Origin of the sequence: Caldimonas tepidiphila (assembly GCF_003569765.1) — a bacterium.
Classification (GTDB): Bacteria; Pseudomonadota; Gammaproteobacteria; order Burkholderiales; family Burkholderiaceae_C; genus Caldimonas; species Caldimonas tepidiphila.
In genome coordinates this window covers 41,710-49,068 of sequence record NZ_KZ983964.1, presented here as the reverse complement: position 1 = coordinate 49,068, position 7,359 = coordinate 41,710, and the positions used below count along the sequence as shown (strand labels likewise).

Below are 7,359 nucleotides of genomic sequence, written 5' to 3'. Positions count from 1 at the left end.
TGCTCGACGCCGCCCGCTCCATCTCCCAGCTGCTCGCCGCCCGCGGCGCCGGCTGAGCCCGCCCGCCGCACGGCGGGGCCTCGCGCCCTGCTGGACGAGGGTCTTCTCCTGTCGTCGAGGTGGGGGACGGGCATGCGCACGATGGCGGCGCCTGCGATCCGTCCCCTCTCGGGATGCAGCCCTGCGCCTTCGGTTGCTGCCGCACCGCGTCGAGGTTCGTCAGAGCGCCGAGCCCGCCCTGCACGAGGCGCTTGTTGAACAGCCAGACCGCGCCTTCAGCGCCCCGATCGTCCGGGTCACGTCCCGGTCGGCGAACGGCCCTCCGCCCCCGCCCGCGCCAAGGGTTGACGCTAGGGAGCGCGGGCAGGAACTCGTCATACGATCACATGACCGAACGTCCCGCACCGCACGGTGCCCCTTCCCGACGCACGCGCCCATGACCCCTTCGACCCCCTGCCCCAATCCCTTCAAGCAAGCCCTGATCGAGCGCCGCGCCCGGATCGGCCTGTGGCTGTCGCTGGCCGATGCCTATTCGGCCGAGGTCTGCGCCACCGCCGGCTTCGACTGGCTGCTGATCGACGGCGAGCATGCGCCGAACGACGTGCGCAGCGTGCTGCCGCAGCTGCAGGCGCTCGCCCCCTATCCGGCGCACCCGGTGGTGCGGGTGGTGGCGGGCGAGGTGCCGCTGATCAAGCAGGTCCTCGACCTGGGCGCGCAGACGCTGCTGGTGCCGATGGTCGACACCCCGGAGCAGGCACGGCAGATGGTCTCGGCGGTGCGCTACCCGCCGCGCGGCATCCGCGGGGTGGGCAGCGCGATCGCCCGCGCCTCGCGCTGGAACGCCCGCGGCGACTACCTCGACGTCGCCGACGACGAGGTCTGCCTGCTGGTGCAGGCCGAGACCGTGACGGCGATGCGCAACCTGCCCGCGATCTGCGCGGTGGACGGTGTGGACGGCGTGTTCATCGGCCCGGCAGACCTCGCGGCCTCGATGGGCCACCGGGGCCACCCGGAACACCCGGAGGTGCAGGACGCGATCGAGTCGGCCATCGCCACCATCGTCGCCAGCGGCAAGGCCGCCGGCATCCTGGTCTCCGGCCCGGCGCCAGCACGCCGCTACCTGGAACTCGGCGCGACCTTCGTCGCGGTGGGCGTGGACGTGCTGCTGCTGGCCAACGCGGCACGCTCGCTGTCGGCGCACTGCCGGGAGCAGGGCGCGCCTGGGGCGCCGGCTCCGTCGGCCGCCTACTGAACCGGCCCGCCGCAGGCGCCCGCCCGCGCTCGCCTGCGCCGGTGTCGTGGGGACGGCCGCACCTTCCTCCCGGCACCCGCCCCGGGCCTCTTCCCGCCGGCTTCTGCCAATGCAGGCGCCCCGTTCCCACAGGCGGCGAGCCGGCGTGCACCGTGCGGCGCTCCCCTCGCAAGCAGGTTCTCAGGGTTAGCCATGAGCAAGGAATCTCGTCTAATCATCATATGATTAGACCAGGCGCCGGCCCCCGAGCTGCTTCCCGCCGCAGCGCCGCCCCCTTACTTCGGAGCACCTCATGAGTACGACGATCGCGCTGTTCGGCGCCGGTGGAAAGATGGGTCTGCGGCTGAGCCGCAACCTGCAGGGTTCGGCCTACCGCGTGAGGCATGTCGAGGTGAGCCCCGCGGGGCAGGAGCGGCTGAAGGCCGAGCTCGGCGTCGAGTGCGTGCCGACCGCCGCCGCGCTCGACGGCGCCGAGGTGGTGATCCTCGCGGTGCCCGACACGCTCATCGGGCGGCTCGCCGCCGAGATCTCCCCGATGCTGCAGCCCGGCACGATGGTGATGACGCTCGACGCCGCCGCGCCCTTCGCCGGCCACCTGCCCGACCGCCCCGACCTGGTCTACTTCGTCGCCCACCCCTGCCACCCGCCGATCTTCAACGACGAGAGCGAGCCGGCCGCGCGGCGCGACTTCTTCGGCGGCGCGCATGCGCGCCAGTCCATCGTCAGCGCGCTGATGCAGGGGCCGGAGTCGGCCTTCGACCTCGGCGAGGAGATCGCGAAGGTGATCTACGCGCCGATCCTGCGCTCGCACCGCCTCACCGTCGAGCAGATGGCGCTGCTCGAGCCGGGGCTGTCCGAGACGGTCTGCGCGACGCTGCTCGACGTGATGCGCGAGGCGATGGACGAGGTGGTCGCGCGCGGCGTGCCCGAGGTCGCGGCGCGCGACTTCCTGCTCGGCCACATGACCATCCTCGGCGCGGTGATCTTCAAGGAGATCCCGGGCCAGTTCTCCGACGCCTGCAACAAGGCCATCGCCTTCGGCAAGCCGCGGCTGATGCGCGAGGACTGGAAGCAGGTCTTCGACCGCGCCGAGATCGCCGACAGCATCCGCCGCATCACCTGAGCCGGGGAGCGCCCGCCATGCCGAGCAACGAGACCGCCCGCTGGCTCCACCTGATCGACGGCGAGCCGCGCGAGGCCGCGTCGGGGCGCACGCTCGACGTCGCCGACCCGTCCACCGGCGAGCGCTTCGCGACGCTGCCGCGCGGCGACGCGCGCGACGTCGACGCCGCCGTCGACGCGGCGCGGCGCGCCTGCCGCGGCGCCTGGGGGCGCGCGACCGCCACCGAGCGCGGCCGCGTGCTGATGCGCTGGTCGGCGCTGGTCGCGCAGCACCACGAGGAGCTCGCCGCGCTGGAATGCCGCGACACCGGCAAGCCGATCAGCCAGGCGCGCGCCGACATCGGCGCCTGCGCGCGCTACTTCGAGTACTACGCCGGCGCCGCCGACAAGCTGCACGGCGAGACCATCCCCTACGCCGCCGGCAGCACCGTGATGGCGCTGCGCGTGCCGCACGGCGTGACCGGCCACATCATCCCGTGGAACTACCCGGCGCAGATCTTCGGCCGCTCGGTCGGCGCCGCGCTCGCGGCCGGCAACGCCTGCGTCGTCAAGCCCGCCGAGGACGCCTGCCTGACGCCGCTGCGGCTCGCCGCGCTGGCGCTCGAAGCCGGGCTGCCTCCGGGCGCGCTGAACCTCGTCTGCGGGCTCGGCGCGGAGGCGGGCGCGGCGCTCGCGGCGCATCCGGGCATCGACCACATCTCCTTCACCGGCTCGCCGCAGACCGGCACCGCGGTGGCGCAGGCCGCCGCCGTCAACCACGTGCCGGTGACGCTGGAGCTCGGCGGCAAGTCGCCGCAGCTGCTGTTCGCCGACGCCGACCTCGACGCGGCGCTGCCGGTGGTGGTGCAGGCGATCGTGCAGAACGCCGGCCAGACCTGCGCCGCCGGCAGCCGCGTGCTGATCGAGCGCGCGATCCACGAGGAGGTGATGGAGCGGCTCGCCGCGCGCTTCGAGGCGCTGCGCTGCGGCCCGGGCCGGCTCGACCCGGACTGCGGCCCGCTGATCAGCCGCCGCCAGCTCGAGCGCGTCGGCGCGATGGTCGAGGCCGCCTGCGCCGACGGGGTGCGGGTCGCGGCGCGCGCGCGGCTGATGGACGAGGCCGCGAGCGGCGGCCACTACTTCCCGCCGCTGCTGCTCGCGCAGGTGCCGCCCGCGCACGACATCGCGCAGCAGGAGGTGTTCGGCCCGGTGCTCGCCGCCTTCGCCTTCGACGGCGAGGACGAGGCGGCGGCGCTCGCCAACGGCACGCCCTACGGGCTGACCGCCGGCGTGTGGACGCGCGACGGCGCGCGCCAGCTGCGCATGGCGCACCGCATCGAGGCCGGCCAGGTCTTCGTCAACAACTACGGCGCCGGCGGCGGCATCGAGCTGCCCTTCGGCGGCATGAAGCATTCGGGCCACGGCCGCGAGAAGGCCTTCGAGGGCCTGCGCGGCTTCACCACCATCAAGACCATCGCCATCCGGCATGGCTGAACCCGCGGGGCGCGCGCCCGCGCCCCCAGGCACTTCGAGGAGACATCCATGGGCAAGCTTCAGGACCGCGTGGCGATCGTGACCGGCGCCGGCGGCGGCTTCGGCGAGGGCATCGCGAGGCACTACGCCGAGCTCGGCGCCAAGGTGGTGGTGGCCGACCTGCGCGGCGACGCGGCGCAGCGCGTCGCGGCCGGGATCACCGCCGCCGGCGGCCAGGCGCTCGCGCTGCATGCCGACGTGACGCGCAACGAGGACTGGGCCGCGCTGGCGCAGGCGACGCTCGAGCGCTACGGCCGCATCGACGTGCTGGTCAACAACGCCGGCACCACGCACAAGAACCAGCCGATGCTCAACGTCGACGAGGCCACCTTCGACCGCGTCTACGCCACCAACGTCAAGAGCATCTACCTGAGCGCGCTGCACGTCGTGCCGGTGCTGCGCCGCCAGGGCGGCGGCGTGATCATCAACATCGCCTCCACCGCCGGCGTGCGCCCGCGCCCAGGGCTGACCTGGTACAACGGCAGCAAGGGCGCGGCGATCGTGCTGACGAAGTCGATGGCCGCCGAGCTCGCGCCCGACCGCATCCGCGTCGTCGCGATCAACCCGGTGATGGGCGAGACCGGCCTGATCGGCGACTTCCTGCCCGGCGAGGACAACGAGGCCACGCGCGCCAAGATCATCGCCACCATCCCGCTCGGGCGCCTGAGCCGCCCGCTGGACATGGCCAAGGCCGCAGCCTTCCTGGCCAGCGACGAGGCCGACTTCATCACCGGCGTCGCGCTGGAGGTGGACGGCGGGCGCTGCGTCTGAGGAGCGGACGATGTCGGAACGCATCTACGCCCGCTACTGGCTCGAGACCGGCGACGACCCGCGGCGCGCCGCCGAGGCCATCGCCGGCGAGCAGTCCAGCGGCACCTTCGTCGCGCTCGCCGGCGAGACGCCGGAGCTCAAGGCGCGCGCCGGCGCGCGCGTCGAGTCGCTCGAGCTGCTCGAGCGCGTCGCGCAGCCCAGCCTGCCCGGGGGCATGAGCGCGCCCTTCTACACGCGCTGCCACCTGACGCTGTCGTGGCCGATCGAGAACCTCGGCCCCTCGCTGCCGAACCTGATGGCCACCGTCGCCGGCAACCTGTTCGAGCTGCGCCAGGTCTCGGGCCTGCGGCTGCTCGAGCTGAAGCTGCCGCCCGCCTTCGCCGCCGCCTACCCCGGCCCGGCCTTCGGCATCGAAGGCACGCGCGCGCTCGCCGGCGTGCACGAGGGCCCGCTGATCGGCACCATCATCAAGCCGAGCGTCGGGCTCGACGCGCAGGAGACCGCCGCGCAGGTGCGCCAGCTGATCGACGGCGGCATCGACTTCATCAAGGACGACGAGCTGCAGGCCGACGGCCCGCACTGCCCCTTCGAGGAGCGCGTGCGCGCGGTCATGCGCGTCGTCGACGACGCCGCGCAGCGCCACGGCCGCAAAGTGATGGTCGCCTTCAACCTGACCGGCGAGCTCGACCAGATGAAGCGCCGCCACGACCTGGTGCTGTCGCTCGGCGGCACCTGCGTGATGGCGAGCCTGAACTCGATCGGCCTCGTCGGCCTGCTCGAGCTGCGCCGCCACGCGGCGCTGCCGATCCACGCGCACCGCAACGGCTGGGGCTACCTGAGCCGCAGCCCGGCGCTCGGCTGGGACTACGCGCCGTGGCAGCAGATCTGGCGCCTCGCCGGCGCCGACCACCTGCACGTCAACGGCCTGCGCAACAAGTTCAGCGAGCCCGACGACAGCGTGATCGCGGCGGCGCGTTCCGTGCTGCGGCCGCTGTGGGACGAGGCGCCGATGGCGGCGATGCCGGTGTTCAGCTCCGGCCAGACCGGACTGCAGGCCGCCGGCACCTGGGCCGCGCTCGGCCGCGCCGACCTGATCCACGCTGCCGGCGGCGGCATCTTCGGCCACCCGGGCGGCATCGCCGCCGGCGTCGCCGCGATGCGCGAGGCCTGGCGCGCGGCGATGCAGGGCGTGCCGATCGCCGAGCACGCGCGCTCGCACCCGGCGCTGCAGGCGGCGCTGGAGGTGTGGTGATGGCGGCCGCGGCCGCAGGCGCGCGCTGGCCCGACGGGCTGCTGCTGAGCTACTACGGCGACGACTTCACCGGCTCCACCGACGTGATGGAGGCCTTCACCGCGGCCGGCGTGCCGACGGTGCTGTTCCTGCGCCCGCCGCAGCCGCACTGGCTGCAGCGCTTCCCCGGCGTGCGCTGCGTCGGCCTCGCCGGCCAGTCGCGCGGCCGCAGCCCCGAGTGGATGCGCCGCGAGCTGCCGGCGGCGCTGGCGAGCCTGGCGCGGCTCGGCGCGCCGCTGCTGCAGTACAAGGTCTGCTCGACCTTCGACTCCTCGCCCGAGATCGGCTCGATCGGGCAGGCGATCGAGCTGGGCGTGCCGCTGATGCCGGGGCGCTGGTCGCCGATGCTGGTCGGCGTGCCGCGCCTGAAGCGCTACCAGGCCTTCGGCAACCTGTTCGCCGCGGTCGACGGCGTCTGCCACCGGCTCGACCGCCACCCGACCATGTCGCGCCACCCGGCCACGCCGATGCGCGAGGCGGACCTGCGCCTGCACCTGCGCGCGCAGACCGCGCGCCGCACCGAGCTGATCGACCTGGTGCAGCTGCGCGCCGGCGCCGACGCGCGCGTGCAGGCGCTCGCCGGCGACGACGTGCCGGTGACGCTGATCGACGTGCTCGACGAGGAGACGCTCGCCGAGGCGGGGCGCCTCGTGTGGGAGCTGCGCGGCTCCGGCCTCTTCAGCGCCTCGTCCTCGGGGCTGCAGTACGCGCTCGCGGCGCACTGGCGCCGCATCGGCCTGCTGCCGGCCGAGCCCTCTCTGCCGTGCGCCGCGCCGGTGGAGGCGATCGCCGCCGTCAGCGGCAGCTGCTCGCCGGTCACCGCGGCGCAGATCCGCTGGGCGCAGGACAACGGCTTCCACGCCGAGCGGCTGCGGCTCGCGCCGCTGTTCGACGCGGCGGGCCGCGAGGCCGAGATCGGGCGCGCGCTCGACGCCGCCGCCGCCGCGCTGGCGCAGGGCCGCAGCGCACTGGTGTACTCGGCGCTCGGCCCAGACGATCCTGCGGTGACGGGCTTCGACGCCACCGCGCGCGAGGCCGGGCTGTCGCGCGAGGACGCGATGCAGCAGGTCGGCCGCGGGCTTGCCGAGCTGATGCGGCGGCTGCTCGACCGCGTGCCGCTGCGCCGCGTCGTGGTCGCAGGCGGCGACAGCTCGGGCGAGGTGGCGAGCCGGCTCGACATCGCCGCGCTGAGCGTGCTCGCCGGCCTTGCGCCGGGCGCGCCGCTGTGCCGCGCCTGGTCCGAGGACCCGGCGCGCGACGGGCTCGAGATCGTGCTCAAGGGCGGGCAGATGGGCGGCGCCGCCTTCTTCGGCGAGGTGCGCGCCGGTCGGGTCGACCCGGCACCGGCCGCCGCGCCGCCGCGCCCGCTCTAGCGGCGCTGGGGTTAGTCCCGAGGGCGGGGATGGATCGA

General features: G+C 74.5%; 6 protein-coding genes. All 6 read left to right on the top strand.

Annotated elements, in window-relative coordinates:
* Positions 1 to 436: 436 nt before the first annotated feature.
* The 6 genes from hpaI to oiaK all read left to right on the top strand — a co-directional run bounded on the left by hpaI (position 437) and on the right by oiaK (position 7,321).
* Positions 437 to 1,252 carry a 4-hydroxy-2-oxoheptanedioate aldolase gene (hpaI, locus tag D3A59_RS02935; RefSeq protein WP_119153438.1) on the top strand — a complete coding sequence of 272 codons (816 nt, stop codon included), beginning with the start codon at positions 437 to 439 and terminating at the stop codon, positions 1,250 to 1,252.
* Positions 1,253 to 1,544: 292 nt separating this feature from the next.
* Entirely contained in the window at positions 1,545 to 2,375 is an 831-nt protein-coding gene (locus D3A59_RS02930; RefSeq protein WP_119153437.1) for a phosphogluconate dehydrogenase C-terminal domain-containing protein, read from the top strand.
* A gap of 17 nt (positions 2,376 to 2,392) precedes the next feature.
* Positions 2,393 to 3,847 (top strand): aldehyde dehydrogenase family protein, encoded by a 1,455-nt coding sequence (locus D3A59_RS02925; protein ID WP_119153436.1) that lies wholly within the window; start codon positions 2,393 to 2,395, stop codon positions 3,845 to 3,847.
* Positions 3,848 to 3,895: 48 nt separating this feature from the next.
* Positions 3,896 to 4,657, top strand: coding sequence for a glucose 1-dehydrogenase (locus tag D3A59_RS02920; protein ID WP_119153435.1), 762 nt, complete (start codon positions 3,896 to 3,898; stop codon positions 4,655 to 4,657).
* Positions 4,658 to 4,667: 10 nt separating this feature from the next.
* On the top strand, positions 4,668 to 5,909 hold the full coding sequence (locus D3A59_RS02915; protein ID WP_119153434.1) for a ribulose-bisphosphate carboxylase large subunit family protein: 1,242 nt from the start codon (positions 4,668 to 4,670) through the stop codon (positions 5,907 to 5,909).
* Entirely contained in the window at positions 5,909 to 7,321 is a 1,413-nt protein-coding gene (oiaK, locus tag D3A59_RS02910) for a 3-oxo-isoapionate kinase OiaK (RefSeq protein ID WP_119153433.1), read from the top strand. The genes D3A59_RS02915 and oiaK overlap by 1 nt, the downstream gene beginning before the upstream one ends.
* The last annotated feature ends 38 nt before the right edge of the window (positions 7,322 to 7,359 follow it).